The following is a 16094-nucleotide window of genomic DNA, read 5'->3' on the forward strand; positions in this document are numbered from 1 at the left end:
AATTTAGGATTTGAATAAACACATGAATGAAGAAAGATTGACCCATTTAAAAGCACTTGAAGCCGAATCTATTCATATTATGCGAGAAGTGGCCGCAGAGTTTGATAATCCAGTGATGCTGTATTCAGTGGGCAAGGATTCTTCAGTGTTGTTGCACCTTGCGCGCAAAGCATTTTACCCGGGTAAAATTCCATTTCCGTTGATGCATGTTGATACAAACTGGAAGTTTAAAGAAATGATCCAGTTTAGAGATCAAATGGCTAAAAAGTATGGCTTTGATTTGATTGTGCACAAAAACCCACGGGGTTTAGAGATGGGCATTAGCCCATTTGTGCACGGTAGTGCTAAGCACACTGACATCATGAAGACTGAAGGTTTAAAGCAAGCCCTTGATATGCATGGTTTTGACGCTGCATTTGGCGGCGCACGTCGTGATGAAGAGAAGTCTCGTGCGAAAGAGCGTGTGTATTCATTCCGTGATAGCAAGCACCGTTGGGACCCTAAAAATCAACGTCCTGAATTATGGAACATCTATAACGGTAAAGTTGATAAAGGTGAAAGTATTCGTGTGTTCCCATTATCGAACTGGACTGAGTTGGATATTTGGCAATACATCTATTTAGAAGGGATTGAAATCCCTGAGTTATATTTTGCTAAAGAACGTCCTGTGGTTGAGCGTGACGGCACATTGATCATGGTTGATGATGAACGTATGGAGCTTAACGAAGGCGAAGTTGCTGAAAATAAAATGGTTCGCTTTAGAACATTAGGTTGCTACCCATTAACAGGTGCTGTTGAATCTGTTGCGCAAACCTTGCCAGAAATTATTCAAGAAATGTTGTTATGTACGACATCTGAGCGTCAAGGTCGCGTCATCGATAATGACTCTGCTGGCTCAATGGAAAAGAAAAAAATGGAAGGTTACTTCTAGTTTTCATTGGCGTAATTTTTGTTGTTTGTTGCTTATGTAAACAAACAAAACATTTTTATGACCCAGTAAACACTGGGAGTATGCAAGATTAAGGATATACAGATGTCTACAAGTACAGCTCTAATTGCTTCGGATATTGAAGCTTATTTAAAAGTTCATGAAAACAAAGATATGCTACGCATTTTAACTTGCGGTAGTGTTGATGATGGTAAATCTACTCTGATTGGTCGCTTATTGTTTGACAGCAAAATGATTTTTGAAGATCAGATGGCTGCCATCGAGAAAGATTCTAAGCGCTTTAATACCACAGATGAAGCATTTGATTTAGCGTTATTGGTTGATGGCTTGCAGTCTGAGCGTGAACAGGGCATTACCATTGATGTAGCGTATCGTTACTTTGCTACCGAACAACGTAAATTTATTATTGCTGATACCCCTGGCCATGAGCAATATACGCGCAATATGGCTACCGGTGCCTCGACTTGTGACTTGGCGATTATTTTGATTGATGCTCGCCATGGCGTGCAAGTTCAAACTCGTCGTCATAGCTACATTTGTTCTTTATTAGGCATTAAGCATGTTGTTGTCGCAATCAATAAAATGGATGCGGTAGATTACGAGCAATCGGTCTATCAGAACATTAAAAAAGACTACCGTGAGTTTGCTGAAGACTTGTCTTTTGAAGATGTGCGCTTTGTACCTATTTCTGCTTTACGTGGTGATAATGTTGTTAATGAGAGCGATAAGATGCCTTGGTATCCTGGTTCTACATTAATGAAACTATTAAACACGGTATCGGTTACCCGTGCTAAAAGCGATGCTTTTAGACTACAGGTGCAATATGTCAACCGTCCAAATCTTGATTTTCGTGGTTTCTGCGGCACGATAGGTGCGGGTGATATTCGTGTAGGTGACACGGTTGCTTCATTGCCATCAGGCAAAGAAAGCAAAGTTAAATCTATTGTGACTTTTGATGGTGATATTGAAAAAGCCAGCGCCGGTATGGCAATCACTTTGACATTAGAAGATGAAATTGATGTGAGCCGTGGCGACATGCTGGTTCGTCCTCATCAAAAGCCGCATTCTTCTAGCCACTTTGAAGCCGATGTGGTGTGGATGACCGAAGAAGCACTGCACGTTGATCGTGAATATGCGATTAAGGTGGGCAGTAAGTCAGTATTTGGCCATGTTGAAACGGTTAATTATAAAGTTGACGTAAACACACTTGAGCAGCAAGAAGCCTCACAGTTAAATTTAAACGAAATTGGTAATTGCCATTTTGCGCTTACTGCTGCAGTGCAGTTTGACGAGTATGATGTGAATCGCAATACTGGCGCATTTATTATTATTGATCGCTTAACCAATGTTACAGTGGGTGCTGGCATGATACGTAAGCCATTAGATGCTAAGTCTAGCAAGTCTGATAGCCAGTATTCTGCTTTTGAAGTTGAATTTAATGCACTGGTACGTAAGCATTATCCTCATTGGGATGCCAAAGTTATTCGTTAACTAACGAATGTTTTGTCGCTAAAATATCGGGCTGTAAGGAAACTTACAGCCTGTTTTTTACGAGTCAATTTTTTAGCTATGGATGGTGATATATTTCATGTCATTAGATGCTTATCTAACATTACTGATTTTTGCATTAACTGTAATTGGGTTAATTGTATTGCAAAGTCGTCCTGTTGCTGTATTTGGCGGCACATTGGTCGCCTTAATTGGTTGTAATTTGGTGACAAAAACTCAATTGTTGACCAGTATTGCAAACCCTGGGCTGGTGACATTAATCTTGTTGGTGTTGTGCTCCCTCGCGCTAGAAAAAACTCGTTTACTCCGTATTATCGCCTCAAAAATTATTGTTAATAATTACCACTCTACTTGGTTGAGGTTGTTTGGTATAACGACACTGTTTTCGTCCATTTTAAATAATACGGCCGTTGTCGCGACCTTATTATCTCCAATTAGAAATAACCCGCATCATTTTGCCAGTCGGTTATTACTTCCCTTGTCTTATGCTTCTATCCTTGGTGGTACATTGACATTAATTGGTACCTCGACCAATTTAATTGTTAACTCTATGTATATTGAGGCTTCGGGGCGGTCGTTGTCTTTTTTCTCTTTTACTGCGGTGGGTGCGGTTTTAGTGCTTACTTGCGGTATTGTGATGTTTTTTTGCACTCGATTTTTGCCTGATATTGCCCAAGAAAAAGCGAGTTCTGCAGGGTATTTTATTGATGCTAAAGTACTTGAGGGGTCTGAGTTGGTTGGTCGCTCAGTTGAAGTGAATGGTTTAAGGCATTTAGAATCATTATTTTTAGTTGAAGTGGTACGCCAAGGTCGCTTAATTAGCCCTGTAGCGCCAACAGAAGTGATTCAAGTCAATGATAGACTTATTTTTTGTGGTGAAGTGACTAAGCTTTTGCAGTTGGGGCAATTTTCTGGTTTAGAGATTTTTGCTGAAAAAAATGGTTCGTTAGACAGCAATTTGACTGAAGTCGTGGTTAGACAAGAGAGCATAATAACTGGGCAAACGTTAAAGAATATTGGTTTTAGAGCATTGTTTGACGCCGCTGTCGTTGCTATACGCCGTGATGGAGAGCAGGTGTCAGGTAAACTCGGTGAGGTGGTTATTCGCGCCGGTGATTTTTTAGTGTTAGCGGTTGGTGAAGACTACCGTACCCGAACCAATATCAGTAAAAACTTTCTTGTGTTATCGGGTGTTGAGCCTGAAAGCAGAATTAATGGTTGGCGAGCTTGGTTATCGATTGGTGGCTTTATTTCCATCATTGCTTTAGCGGCGATTGGCGCTGTCGATTTATTAGAAGGGTTGGTGCTTTTACTTGGCAGTTTATTATTTGCTAAATGTTTAACCGCCAATGAGTTGCTGAGGCGTTTTCCTATTGATATCTGGCTGGTGGTGTCATCGGCTATTTTGTTGTCCAATGCATTAGTGAACTCTGGTGTTGTTGATTTGTTAGGTGAGTGGATTAAACAATTTAATGACCCCGGTTACGTGTTTATGGCACTTGTTTTTGTTTATGTTGTCACATGGCTGATGACAGAACTAGTGACGAATAATGCTGCCGCGGCGTTAATGTTTCCTATTGGGTATAGTGTGGCATTAGGGTTTGGCGTGGATGTGTTGCCCTTCGTTATGACCGTTGCCTTTGCTGCCAGTGGCAGTTTTATTAGCCCTTATGGTTATCAAACCAATTTAATGGTGTTTAATGCGGGTAATTACCGTTTAGCTGACTTTGTTAAAGTTGGTTTGCCTGTCAGTCTTGTTTATGGCGCGGTGGTGTTGTTTATGGTACCCATCGTATTTCCGTTTTAATGTTTAACAAAGTACTCAAGTGAAGTCAGTACTAAAGGATTAATCAATGTCAGATGTGCCTTATAAAAATGTCGATGTAGCGGGTGATAAATCATCCGATGTTGTTTGGCATCAAGCCAGTGTGACTCCCGAGCAACGAGTCGACGCTAACGGCCACAAACCTGTGGTGCTTTGGTATACCGGATTAAGTGGTTCGGGTAAATCTACTGTGGCGAATGCCGTTGATAAAATGTTGTTTGATTTGGGGTGTAAAACCTATGTTCTGGATGGCGATAATGTTCGTCATGGATTAAATGGTGACTTAAGCTTTACGGATAACGACCGAGTTGAAAACATCCGTCGTATTGGCGAAGTGTCTAAACTGTTTGCCGATGCTGGCCTTATTGTCTCAACTGCATTTATTTCGCCTTTTTTAGCCGACAGACAAATGGTGAGAGATTTATTGCCTGAAGGGGTATTTGTTGAAGTCTTTATTGATACTCCTATCGATGTTTGCGAAAGTCGAGACCCAAAAGGGCTTTATAAGAAGGCGCGCGCTGGCGAGATTAAAAACTTTACAGGTATTGATTCAACTTATGATGCTCCGGTTTCGCCTGAAGTGCATGTGCAAACAGCATTGGGCTCTATTGAGCACTGTGCATCACAAGTTGTTGAGTATTTGATTGAAAAAGGTTTTATCGCCCGCTAACTTAGCGATGTGTATATGTTATTTAGGCTTAAATTATGAATTACGATGTGTTTAATGGTGATGCAGATGGCATTATTTCGCTCTTACAACTGCGTTTGGCTCAACCCGCTAACAATAAATTAATTACAGGGGTTAAGCGCGATATTGAGCTATTGAAAACAGTCCCTGTTGTTGATACCGATGAAGTGGTGGTATTGGATATTTCAATGGAGAAAAACATTAGTGCATTGGTTAAGTTGCTAGATTCTGGTGTAAAGGTTTTTTATGCCGATCATCATCGTAGTGGTGATATTCCTGATGTTGCTCATCTCAATGCGTTGATAGATTTAGATCCTAATGTTTGCACTGGTTTACTGGTTGATAAATGGCTTGATGGTCAGTTTCACTTATGGGCGATAACGGCAGCTTATGGTGATAATTTATTTGCCAAGGCTGACTTACTAAGCAAAGAAGCTGGTTTAACTGAAGCGCAATCTGAACAGTTAAAACAACTGGGTATTTTAATCAATTATAATGGTTATGGCTCAAGTGTGGAGGATTTACATTTTCATCCAGCCGAACTATACCAATCACTATTAAATTATCCTTCGCCTTTTGATTTGTTTGCTGACAAAAGCTCACCATATTGGGTGTTAAATGATGCTTACGAGGCCGATATGGCCAATGCATTAGCGATTGCACCTCGTTACGAAGGTGAGCATTTTGCCTTGTTTGAATTACCTGACTTGCCTTGGGCAAGGCGTGTTAGTGGTGTATACGGTAATCATTTGGCTAACCAAACCCCTGATCGTGCTAATGGTGTGTTAACATCAAATGCTGACAATACATACACTGTTTCTTTGAGAGCACCATTAAATAACAAGCAAGGTGCGGGCGATATTTGTAGCCAATTTGCTACTGGCGGTGGACGAGCTGCTGCTGCGGGTATTAACGCATTAGCAAAAGATGATGTTAAACAGTTTATCTCGGTCACTGAGCGTTATTATTCTGGGCAAATAACTTAGATGTTGAATCATTTTATTGATGATATTGCGCGTAGCGTAACAAATCATTTAGCTGTAGATGGACAATTTAATTCGACAGATGATGTATTTGATTATTGCTGTGAGCTATTGATGTGTGCTGAAGAATATCAATTCCCGGTGTTAAACCCGAATATCTCACGTAGAGAGTTTTTAGGGTGGAGCGTTTATTGGGATGTTGAAGTGTTACCGTGCTCTATTTCTATATCTCTCATTGATGCTAAGACCGGTGACATCATTAGTCGCACGTATCGTTTATAGGCTCTGATGAACCAGTTTTTAAGTGAGTTTGTATGAAGTTTTTAGTGACAGGGGCTGCTGGATTTATAGGTTCTGCAGTATGTAAAGCCTTGTGTGAAGCTGGTCATGATGTTGTGGGGGTTGATAACCTTAATGAATATTATGATGTTGGTTTAAAGCATGCCAGATTGGCTCATATTGGCCATGATTTATCATTTTCATTTGTCACAATCGATTTATCTGATAGTGTTAAACTCAATGGGTTGTTTGCTGCACATGGATTTAATCGGGTTATTCACCTAGCTGCACAAGCTGGGGTAAGGTATTCACATGAACAACCCATGGTGTTTGCCGAAAGTAATTTAGTGGGACATTTAGCGATATTAGAAGCTTGCCGTCATCATAAAGTAGAGCACCTTGTTTATGCGTCATCGAGTTCTGTATATGGCTTGAACGATAATATTCCCTTTACGACCCAACAAAGTGTTGATCATCCTATTTCGCTCTACGCCGCAACGAAAAAAGCCAACGAATTAATGAGTCATAGCTATTCTCATTTATATGGCTTGCCAACAACGGGTTTACGTTTTTTTACGGTGTACGCACTCTTGGGGACGCCCTGATATGGCTTTATTTAAGTTTACTAAAGCGATTTTTAATGGTGAACCTATTGATATCTATAATTATGGTGATTTAAGTAGAGATTTCACTTTTATCGATGATATTGTTGAAGGGGTTATTCGCGTACAAGATAAGATTCCTCAGGCAAATGATGGCTGGAGCATGAGTGATGACCCGTTGTCTCAGAGTAGTGCCCCCTACCGAGTTTATAACCTTGGTAATGGGAATCCGGTGAAGTTATTGGATTTTGTTGAGGCGCTTGAGGATGTTATTGGCATTAATGCGGTTAAAAATATGCTGCCATTACAGTCTGGTGATGTTCATGCTACCTGGGCGGACTCAAGTGAGTTGTTTGATTTAATTGATTATATGCTTCCACAACAGATATCCGAGAGGGAATAGGTAAGTTTGTGAGTTGGTATAAAAAATATTATAACATTTAAAAGGAGTTGAGATGAAAGTTGTTATCCCTGTTGCGGGTTTGGGTACACGCATGTTGCCTGCGACCAAGGCAATTCCGAAAGAGATGTTACCTATTGTTGATAAGCCATTGATTCAATACATTGTAAATGAATGTGTTGCCGCCGGTGTTAAAGAAATTATATTGGTTACTCATGCCAGTAAAAATGCCATCGAAAACCACTTTGATAAGTCTTTTGAACTTGAGTCGACGCTAGAAAAACGTGTTAAACGTCAGTTGCTTGAAGAAGTGCAGGCCATTTGCCCAAAAGATGTGACTATTATGCATGTGCGTCAAGGTGAAGCTAAAGGTTTGGGGCATGCTGTTTTATGTGCACAACCTTGTATAGGCAATAACCCCTTTGCGGTGGTGTTACCTGATGTGATTTTAGATGAGTACACTGCTGATCAAAAAAATGAAAACCTAGCGTCTATGATTGCCCGTTACAGAACCAGTTTTGCTAGCCAGATTATGGTGGCTCCTGTTCCTGACGATCAAGTTAATAAATACGGTATTGCTGATTGTAATGGCGTGGATATTGCGCCTGGTGATTCAGCGAAAATCAGTGCCATGGTTGAGAAACCTGCCGTTGGTGAAGCTCCATCGAACTTAGCGGTTGTTGGCCGTTATGTATTGTCAGAAAAAATTTGGCGATTATTAGCTAAAACTCCAGCGGGTGCAGGGGATGAAATTCAATTAACTGATGCTATTGATATGTTAATTGAGCAAGATACCGTTGAAGCATTTAATATGACCGGTAAGTCGCATGATTGTGGCGATAAGGTGGGCTATATGGCTGCTTTTGTCGAGTATGGCTTGCGTGACCCTAAGTTAGGCAAAGAGTTTAAAGAACGTATTGAAGGTATGTTTTAACAGTATTGTTTAGTGCTAAATGATAAAAGCCAATTTACGTTGTAAGTTGGCTTTTTTTTCGTTGAGGGAGAGCAAAAGCATGACCTATTTCCCTCTGTGAGCGATTCCATTTTCAATTAATTTCATTCACTTTTACTTAGGCGGCGGCTTAAAGCACTTTGAGTTATACCTAGTAACTTCGCTGCAGCGCTTTGATTGTTATTTGTGCGAACTAATGCTTCATGGATGAGCTTTTGCACTAAGTCATTAATTGTTGGAAGCATTTCAGGGAACTTTATGTCTTGCTTGACTTGTGAAGGGGATGATTGTTTTAGTGCTTGAAGAAATGGTGTCACCGACAACTCATTACCGTAGCTGATATGAACGGCACTAAAAACCAATGATTTGAGTTCGGTAATATTACCTGGGAAGTCGTAAGGTTCTAGTTTTTCAATTAACTCTACAGGGGCAGATAAATATTCTCGCTCAAGTCTTTGACAGGCTTGTTCGGTAAAATGTATCAGTAATAAACCTATATCATTTTTTCGGTCACGAAGTGGCGGTAACGAGATCCGTTGAGGTCGTAAAAGGTACAGTAATCCTAAATAGAAACTCTTAATTTCAAGCTGTTCTAAGGTTTGCTGGCTAGTAAACAATAATCGGCATTTGAACGATTTTTCTCGCAAAGAGCCAATAGGAAAGTAACGCTTAAACTGACACAATCGAGTGAGAGTGATTTGTACGGGTTCAGACGCTTCACTTACATCCGTTAGTAACAATACTCCTGCATTTGCAGCATGTAAAAATCCTGTTTGTGTCATATTTCCAAATAACTTTTCTTCTAACTCAGAAACCGTTATGCCTAAAAGTGATAGCTCAAGTATTGGTTCGTTTGGGCAAAGTAATTGATGTAAAGATTTTGCAAATAATCGTTTTCCTGTACCGGTTTCACCTTCTAACAAAATAGTACTCGCAACTTTCACTCAGTGAGGCTGCGTAGGTGAAACAATCATGCATCTTGATATCTGTTGTTAATAACGGATCAAAAGCCCTAAGGCTTTTACGGTTAAAAAAACCATCCTTAATACGATGGTAATTACGCTCTAACCCAATAACCTCCATGGCTCTTCGTACACATAATAATAGTTGTTCGGTTGAGCTTGTTTTGGCAATAAAGTCATAAGCTCCTTGTTTCATGCATTCCACTGCAACTTCAGTGTCATTGAGGCCTGTTACGACGATGATTCTTACGTAAGGTGCATGATCTCGAATGTCGCGCAGTAATTGATGTCCATCAAGTAAAGGCATATTGAGATCTAGCAGAACTAATGCAATATCCAAGTCAGCGATAAGTTGAAGTGCTTGGCGACTATTTTCACAAGTGTGAGTGCAAGCCTCAGGAATATGCCGAGAAAGCACCATATTAATGGTACGTAACCATCGCGTTTCATCATCAATAACCAATATATTTCGAGTCAATTTCATCAAAGACTCCTAAACACGATTTTCATTTCTGTACCCGTCCCTAAGTGAGAATGGATTATCCATTGAGCTCGATGTTCAGCTAAGATCTTATTATTCGTTGATAGACCCAACCCCGTGCCTCCCATATTCCTACGAGTCGTAAAAAATGGCTCACGGATCCGTGCCAATGTTTTAGGTTCCATTCCGCAACCATTATCCGACACAATGGCATAAACATCGCCATTTTCAATTCCAGTACTCACTGTTAAAATTGGCTCAGGTTTATCCATTGCTAAACAAGCGTTTTGGATAAAATTAACAAAAACTAACTGCAGTTGCAGTTCATCTGCTTTTATCAAGGGAATATGTTCATTTAGCTGCAACACCAGCTTTTGACGCTTAATTGTATTTTGAGTTAATCTTAATGCTGTTTCTATGACTTTATTTAAGTCAATTGGTTTAAACTCAGTATAAAAACCAGGCTGAGCAAAACTTTTAAGATCTCTGACAATATTACTTATTCGATTAGAGGCTTCATCAACTGAGCGACAGATATAATCCAATTCTGTTAATAATGGATCCACCGAATCCTTAGACCCATTAAAGTCAAAACGGATATCGTCTAACAAATCCCGCATTAGGTTTACAGATTGAGTAATAAGCCCTACAGGATTATTTATTTCGTGTGCAATTCCTGCTGACAGCTCCCCTAACGACGCTAAGCGTGTTGATAATTCAGTTGTTTTTATTAACTCAACCTTTTCTGTGTAATCTTCTATAAAAAGCGCCACCATTTCTGTCGAAATAAGGTGTAATTCTAATTTCCAATATTTATTTTTATATGTGAACTCTACACTTTTTGAGCTTTCTCCAGCAAAAACAGACTGAATTAAATGAGATAAGTGAATTGTTGATTGTGTCTGTTTGAGTACATCTAAGTTTAAGATCCAAGGATATTTATTATTTTGCCATATTAATTGTTGTTCATTCCCAAGCAGGCATACGCCATAAGGTAATCCGTCTAATACTGAATGAAATTGTGAAGAAACACGTATAATTTCTTCTTCGGCTTTTAGGCGTTGTTCAAGCTCAGTTTTTAATGTGCGGGTTTTTTGCCTCAACACGATGCTGACGTAGAACGTAATGAGTAAGCCAATGCTTGAAACGATAGCAGTGATAAGGACGCCTTTAGAAAAGTACTCACGAGTTTGTGTTAATTCTATTTTTTCTTTACCAAATCCCATCCATCGATTCAATAAATCGTCAAAATAACCATTGTCATAACTGCGCTTAATGACTTCATTTACTGCACTGACAAAAGCGGGATCTTTATTAGACATAATCAAATAAAACTGACTGTATAATAGCGGTTTACCCGCAGTCTTAACGGAAGGATAAATACTGAGCATGCGTCTTGAGCAATAAAATTCAGAGACAACATAGTCGACTTGACCGGCGACGAGTAATTTAAAGCCTTCTTCATTGGTGACAACAGGAATGATGGTGAAATCTGCGGGAAATTTCTTGAGATACATATCTACAGATGAAGAGGCTTTGATTGCTACAGTCTTACCTTTTAGATCCTCCCAAGTATTAATTTTTTCTTCGCCACGACGATTATAAGCGCTAACAAAGGTGGGCAATAATGGTAACGCAGTATTAATGTTTAACTCATGGCCAGCAGGCACTGCAATGACAGCTAATTGCCTAGGTTCATTTGTCACTGAATAGAGCGTTTGAGCTAATGTTTGACGTCTAATATCAATATCATATTGCAACTGTGAAGTAATATAACGTGCAAGGTCGATGTTGAAACCACTTTCTTCTCCCTGAGTATTTCGCCACTCAAATGGTGGGGTATTGCTATGCACATTAAGTGTTAGCTTTGGCTCCGCACTTACCTGAACAGAAAATAATAATACAGACAAAATTAGATAAATCATATTGTTACAATATTTTCTATCCAAATTCATCATGATACTCCTAAACGACTTAACGTTAACGATAAATCCTGTTGTCGTGAAGTGCAGCTTTCTCAAGCGGATCTGCGGATGAAATCACACAATAAATTTATTTGTGAATATGTTCACTTCATAAGGAACCTTAAACTAAGCATTATGACTTTTTGCATATTGCAGGGGGCACGTTTCAAATTTCTCAAAGGTAATAGATCTAACACGAATTTTTAGGTTGCATTAGTACTGTTCAGTATGTCGACAGGAGTAAGTTGGGGGCTGTGTGATAACTGAGCAATAAAAGGGACTGATAAAATGAATAACAAAGAAAATGAATTAAATCAAAATCGCCGAGAGTTTCTCTCTAAAGGTGTCGCAATCGCTGCAGCAAGTACTTTTGCAATGTCAGCCACATCAGCACAAGCAAACACTGCAACCGCTGGTGTTGTTAGTTCTGTTGCAGCAACTGACGCCCCCAAATCTGTTTCAGGATACATTAAAGACCCACAAATACTGAAAGATGTCCTTATAAACGCCAAAAAAATCATGGATACCTGCGCCGCATGTGACATATCTGGGGCAGGGAGATGTAACGGTAAAGGATCTTGCGGAGAGACCGTTCCTGGCATGGGAGGTAAACGAAAAAGCTTTGTTCGCAATATTGAAGCATTTGAAGAAATGAGCCTCAAATTACAGACCGTGCACACGATATCTCAACCTAAAACTGAAATTGAATTATTGGGTGTTAAATTATCATCACCAATTTTAACCGGGATCACTGGGGGGTTGACCTATAACATGGGAGCCGCTAATAAGCTCGCATTTGACGGTGAAACGATGACAGAAGAAAAGTATGCACGAGGTATTATTGAAGGTGCAGCAAACTCCGGTTGTCTAGGGTGGGCTGCTGATGGTATTGGTGATCCGCTCGAAACCTTTAAACGTCGTATGGCTGTTGTTAGTGAGTTTAGAGGTCGTGCAGTTGCTCAAATTAAGCCGAGAACTCAAAAAGAAATTTTTGAACGACTTGATATTGTCCAAGATGTGGGAGCCCCATTTTTTGCAATTGACGTAGACTCTGCTGGACGGGCTGCTCGCGCTTTGCCAGGTAAAACTGTAGAGCCTAAAGATCTGAAAAAACTCAAAGAAATTGTTAATTACGCAAAAATCCCTTTTATTGCAAAAGGGATCATGACGCCAGAAGAAGCGCTGATGTGTGCTGAAGCTGGCTGTGGTTCAATCGTTGTTTCAAACCATGGTGGTCGAGTGTTGAGCTCTACACCGGCAACAATGCATGTACTCCCATCAATTGTAAAAGCCTTACGTGATCGTGGTTATAAAATGCCCATTTTAGTCGACGGTGGTGTTCGTGATGGGGGAGATGTTCTCAAAGCTTTAGCTTATGGCGCTCAAGCGGTATTGGTCGGTCGGCCGATGTTGCGAGCAAGTCTGGGTGGTGGAGTCAAAGGAGTTGAGATGCAATTTGCACGCTTCCATACAGAGCTAGTGTCTAGCATGGTGCTGACCGGTGTTGCTGATGTCCGTAATGTTGACCCATCTATTGTGATGCAGGAGGTCTAATGAAGCTTACCACAGCAAACCTTTGTTTATTGCTCGCTGTGGCGGCCTTTGAATTAATTAGTTTTAGTGCAACGGCAACGCCAATTGAAGAGGACCGACAATATGGTGGTGGCGGTAAGGGAGCCGTGATTTTTTCTTCTGAAACTCATGCAAGAAACGGCTTCTACACCTGCGGTGACTGTCATAGTCCGATCGATGGTGAAGCAATATTTGAACCCAAAAGGTATAGTTTTACTTTACAAGATCATAATAAAAAAGAGTTTTGTTGGTCATGTCATGATGGTAAGACTGCAGATCGAGACTGTAAAACTTGCCATTATTAATATAATTTCACCGAAATATCCTTCCAGATATTAAATGCTTAATGTCTGGAAGTGTAACCCTCCCTTATATAGATCATATTTTAAGAGAGTTTTCCTCATTTAATCGCTCATACATCTTGGGCGGTAGATCATTCAGTGATTTATGTGAATGTGACATCGGCCAAGTCCAACAAGCAATTGATGTCTTGCAAACTGTGCAACGCATAAATGATTAGAACGTGAGTTGCTTTATTAATATACATGTCCAATTAGTTGTACAACTCAAAAATGCAAGGTTATACTTGTTCAATTAAATGTACATGTGGAGATTCATATGAGGATCGTATCTTTTACTGAAGCTAGAAACAGTCTCAAGGCAGTGTTAGACGGTGTCGTTAATGATGCTGACACAACCGTAATTACTCGCCGTGATTCGGAAGATGCAGTGGTTATGTCTCTAGACCATTACAATAGTCTTATGGAGACAGTTCATTTACTTCGCTCGCCTGAAAATGCCAAGCATTTAAATCGTTCCATAGCGCAGTATCGTGCTGGTAAAACAACAGCACGAGAGTTAATTGATGAGTAGTCGCATGTGTTCACTGTCTTGGACTGACGATGCTTGGACTGACTATGTGTACTGGCAAACTCAAGACAAGAAAACACTAAAGCGAATTAATAAGCTGATCAATGATGTTAAACGTTCGCCATTTGAGGGAATAGGTAAACCAGAGCCACTAAAGGAACACTTATCTGGTTTTTGGTCGCGTCGTATTGATGACACAAATAGGCTTGTTTATGCTGTTGATGATCACGCTGTCACGATAATTTCGTGTCGTTACCACTATTAACTAGCTTCACCGCTAAGCAACTCAATAGCCTTGATAGAGGTTGATTTTATCGTCATGATAAAAGAGACCTTTTTAACGGAGTCTTACTTAATACTAAAGTGAGTTGAGTGGGTGATAATTGTCGTTAAAAAACGGCGCGATCTAACATTTCTTAACGATTAAACCTTTATGTATCAGGTTAAATACAAAAAAGAGACTGGCATGTTCAGGGGCAAATTTTGCCTCTACACAACATATTGTTTTGTATATTTAAGGCCAATGAGCAGATGTCCACACCTCTAGCTCAATAATTGCTCTTCATACTGACTCACAGGTAAGTCATTTACATTACTGACGGTAAACCTTTTATCTCAATAATACGCAGGGGTGAGCACGTTCCTGTTTTTATTACAGCAAATTAAGCGTCTATTCTCTTTGTCTTCTTCGCAGTGTTAAATACAATGAAAATTAAAAGACGAATTGATGTTTAAGAAAGCCCCCTAACGATTAAATAAGTCAGTTTGAGATTTCAACTGCTTTTATCAACCGTTAAGGGCAGGTAACGTAGAGGTTAAGACTAATGACCGATACGATCCAGCTTTTGTATCAGCTCCATCTTTATATCTTGAGGGGTTTGGCTGTGCCAGTAACCGCTTACATAGGCAAATAACGGCACCATAAACATCAGCGTAAACAGTAAGATCATCAGTCCTCTTGCAGAAAGTTTAATGCCATTACGGGTGCTAAATTGCAGTGCCTCTTCTTTCTTAGGGCAAGCTGACATACAGCGCATACAGGCTTGGCATTCGTCTGAGCGAATATTTTTTTGAGTATGAACCGATATATTCGCAGGACAAGCACGGGTACATTTATCGCAACTCATGCCTTTAGCTTCAATCAAACAATGTTGTGTATTACGGCGAATTTTAAATGGACTAAAAAAGCTCACAATGCCTAACATCGCACCATATGGGCAAATGTAGCGACAAAACCCTTGACGACGCCATGCCGCTAACGCAAAGATGATGCTGAAGCCGATCAAGGCAACCATTGATGGCATCATAAAAAACACTGCCATTTTTAAGTCTGCTACCTTGTGGTAGTTGCCTGTTAAGTAATTCGGAAGACTTGCTGTTGGCATTGAAATGACCAAATACACAAGGGCTGCTAATAATAAGTATTTAAGCATTCTTAGTGGCCAATCTAACCAGGCTGGCGGCAACAGTTCTGCAGAGATAAAATGTTTTCTGAGTTTATAAAGGTATTCACCTGCTAACCCTAATGGACAAGCCCAACCACAAAAAGCCCGTTTGCAAATAAGCCCTGTTAATAACACAACACATAGCATCACTACTGCAGCTGGATGATTTTGATCCCATAATCCTAACGTTAAAATCGCTTTAAGTTCAATACCGCCTGCAATGGGTAAAAAGGCATCACCCACATCAGGGCGCATTAACCAAGGGGTTTCGCCTGCATACAGCATTGCTGCATTAATGGCATATTGTACACCCACTAGTAACATGGAAAGGGCGAAAAAATGTTGGCAAATCTCGCGTATTTTATTTGGTCTGCCTTCTGCCTTCGCAAAGGCTGGTTGGTATTGACCTAGTGTGGTGACAACGACTACAGCGCCCAACAGAATAAGTAATAACGGCCAGAAAAAACTAGCGATAGTCGCGCCGAGCAATAATGCCCCGCTGACCAATGCGCCCCATTTTTTCCCACCCCAGTACAGTAAGCTAGTGCTATAGACTAGTGCTAGCATTAAAGTGATTGATTCAATTGTACTCATAGAGGATCCTATCTTGTTT

The 16094-nt window shown here is 40.2% G+C and carries 15 protein-coding genes and 1 pseudogene; 12 read left to right on the forward strand and 4 right to left on the reverse strand.

Annotated features, from left to right (window positions below):
• The first annotated feature begins 22 nt into the window (after positions 1-22).
• The 8 genes and pseudogenes from cysD to galU all read left to right on the forward strand — a co-directional run bounded on the left by cysD (position 23) and on the right by galU (position 8169).
• Positions 23-931, forward strand: coding sequence for a sulfate adenylyltransferase subunit CysD (cysD, locus tag N4T56_RS03580; protein WP_188919074.1), 909 nt, complete (start codon positions 23-25; stop codon positions 929-931).
• Positions 932-1033: 102 nt separating this feature from the next.
• Complete coding sequence (gene cysN, locus N4T56_RS03585) at positions 1034-2440, forward strand: sulfate adenylyltransferase subunit CysN (protein WP_261732248.1); 1407 nt, start codon at positions 1034-1036, stop codon at positions 2438-2440.
• Positions 2441-2537: 97 nt separating this feature from the next.
• Positions 2538-4265 carry an SLC13 family permease gene (locus tag N4T56_RS03590; RefSeq protein WP_261732249.1) on the forward strand — a complete coding sequence of 576 codons (1728 nt, stop codon included), beginning with the start codon at positions 2538-2540 and terminating at the stop codon, positions 4263-4265.
• A gap of 46 nt (positions 4266-4311) precedes the next feature.
• Entirely contained in the window at positions 4312-4953 is a 642-nt protein-coding gene (gene cysC, locus N4T56_RS03595; RefSeq protein WP_261732250.1) for an adenylyl-sulfate kinase, read from the forward strand.
• A 35-nt stretch (positions 4954-4988) separates the two neighbouring features.
• A complete protein-coding gene (locus N4T56_RS03600) occupies positions 4989-5957 on the forward strand; it encodes a DHH family phosphoesterase (RefSeq protein WP_261732251.1) in 969 nt (322 codons plus the stop codon).
• Positions 5958-6236 carry a hypothetical protein gene (locus tag N4T56_RS03605; RefSeq protein WP_261732252.1) on the forward strand — a complete coding sequence of 93 codons (279 nt, stop codon included), beginning with the start codon at positions 5958-5960 and terminating at the stop codon, positions 6234-6236.
• Positions 6237-6268: 32 nt separating this feature from the next.
• Positions 6269-7279: pseudogene (locus N4T56_RS03610) on the forward strand (NAD-dependent epimerase).
• Between the two features lie 11 nt (positions 7280-7290).
• Positions 7291-8169 carry a UTP--glucose-1-phosphate uridylyltransferase GalU gene (galU, locus tag N4T56_RS03615; protein WP_261732253.1) on the forward strand — a complete coding sequence of 293 codons (879 nt, stop codon included), beginning with the start codon at positions 7291-7293 and terminating at the stop codon, positions 8167-8169.
• Between the two features lie 122 nt (positions 8170-8291).
• Here the strand turns inward: galU and N4T56_RS03620 are convergent, their stop codons facing one another.
• Genes N4T56_RS03620 through N4T56_RS03630 form a run of 3 tightly spaced genes read right to left on the reverse strand, consistent with a single transcriptional unit; the run spans position 8292 to position 11588 of the window.
• Complete coding sequence (locus tag N4T56_RS03620) at positions 8292-9131, reverse strand: sigma-54-dependent transcriptional regulator (protein ID WP_261732254.1); 840 nt, start codon at positions 9129-9131, stop codon at positions 8292-8294.
• Entirely contained in the window at positions 9097-9633 is a 537-nt protein-coding gene (locus N4T56_RS03625; RefSeq protein WP_261732255.1) for a response regulator, read from the reverse strand. The genes N4T56_RS03620 and N4T56_RS03625 overlap by 35 nt, the downstream gene beginning before the upstream one ends.
• Positions 9633-11588 (reverse strand): ATP-binding protein, encoded by a 1956-nt coding sequence (locus tag N4T56_RS03630; protein ID WP_261732256.1) that lies wholly within the window; start codon positions 11586-11588, stop codon positions 9633-9635. The genes N4T56_RS03625 and N4T56_RS03630 overlap by 1 nt, the downstream gene beginning before the upstream one ends.
• A gap of 294 nt (positions 11589-11882) precedes the next feature.
• On the opposite strand from N4T56_RS03630, the gene N4T56_RS03635 reads away from it, so the two are divergent.
• The 4 genes from N4T56_RS03635 to N4T56_RS03650 all read left to right on the forward strand — a co-directional run bounded on the left by N4T56_RS03635 (position 11883) and on the right by N4T56_RS03650 (position 14301).
• Positions 11883-13148 (forward strand): alpha-hydroxy-acid oxidizing protein, encoded by a 1266-nt coding sequence (locus tag N4T56_RS03635; protein ID WP_261732257.1) that lies wholly within the window; start codon positions 11883-11885, stop codon positions 13146-13148.
• Positions 13148-13471: a cytochrome c3 family protein gene (locus tag N4T56_RS03640; RefSeq protein ID WP_261732258.1), complete on the forward strand. Its 324-nt coding sequence runs from the start codon at positions 13148-13150 to the stop codon at positions 13469-13471. The genes N4T56_RS03635 and N4T56_RS03640 overlap by 1 nt, the downstream gene beginning before the upstream one ends.
• A 313-nt stretch (positions 13472-13784) precedes the next feature.
• Entirely contained in the window at positions 13785-14039 is a 255-nt protein-coding gene (locus tag N4T56_RS03645; protein ID WP_261732259.1) for a type II toxin-antitoxin system Phd/YefM family antitoxin, read from the forward strand.
• The gene (locus N4T56_RS03650; RefSeq protein ID WP_261732260.1) at positions 14032-14301 is read left to right on the forward strand and encodes a Txe/YoeB family addiction module toxin; all 270 of its coding nucleotides are present in this window, start codon (positions 14032-14034) and stop codon (positions 14299-14301) included. The genes N4T56_RS03645 and N4T56_RS03650 overlap by 8 nt, the downstream gene beginning before the upstream one ends.
• Positions 14302-14857: 556 nt before the next feature.
• Here N4T56_RS03650 and N4T56_RS03655 read toward each other — a convergent pair.
• Positions 14858-16075 (reverse strand): 4Fe-4S binding protein, encoded by a 1218-nt coding sequence (locus tag N4T56_RS03655; protein WP_261732261.1) that lies wholly within the window; start codon positions 16073-16075, stop codon positions 14858-14860.
• Between the last annotated feature and the right edge of the window lie 19 nt (positions 16076-16094).

Source organism: Shewanella phaeophyticola (assembly GCF_025398315.1).
Classification (GTDB): Bacteria; Pseudomonadota; Gammaproteobacteria; order Enterobacterales; family Shewanellaceae; genus Shewanella; species Shewanella phaeophyticola.